Origin of the sequence: Bacillus sp. TL12 (genome assembly GCF_022625245.1) — a bacterium.
Classification (GTDB): Bacteria; Bacillota; Bacilli; order Bacillales; family Bacillaceae_G; genus Bacillus_A.
On record NZ_JAJJBY010000178.1, the window covers coordinates 1 to 749 of the forward strand.

1 pseudogene is annotated in these 749 nt (G+C 34.7%); it reads left to right on the forward strand.

Going from position 1 to position 749, the window contains the following annotated elements:
- Window positions 1-209: 209 nt before the first annotated feature.
- Window positions 210-749: pseudogene (locus tag LOK41_RS28350) on the forward strand (IS4 family transposase); the annotation flags it as partial.

Sequence of the window (749 nt, forward strand, 5' to 3'; positions counted from 1 at the left end):
AAGGAATATTTTATTTATTATGTAATGCTTGTGTTTTTTATTCAAAGTATAGCATCATCCATTTATTTGGCTATTGTTCGGAAAGTATAAAGACGGTTCACTAGATATAGGAATTACGCCCCATCGCTATCAAGCAAACCAAAATTCCCCTAAAATAAAAAAATACGCTATTCTTTCTGTAGAATCATAGGAAAGGATGGCGTTTTTGTATGTCTATTTCTGTATCTGATGAATTACAACTATTTGCTCAAGAGATTCAAAGATTTTTATCTCCAAATATCTTACGAGATTTTGCTAGAGATGTCGGTTTCGTACAATGAACCAGTAAATACCAAGCAAAAGATTTAGTCGCTTTATGTGTATGGATGAGCCAAAATGTTGCTACTACTTCTTTAGCTCAGTTATCTAGCTGTTTAGAAGCATCAACCGAAGTACTTATCAGTTCTGAGGGATTGAATCAACGATTTAATAAAGCGGCCGTTCAATTTTTACAACACATATTAGCTGAACTATTAAACCAAAAATTGACCTCATCTATGCTGATTTCTTCTCCATATATTTCTGTTTTCAAGCGTATTCGTATTTTAGATTCAACCGCATTTCAACTCCCGGATTCCTTTTCATTCGTTTATCCGGGTGCAGGAGGATGTAGCCATACAGCGGGGTTAAAAATTCAACTTGAGTATGATCTATTAAGTGGACAGTTCCTACATATTCATACAGGTCCAGGTAAACAACATGATCGAACT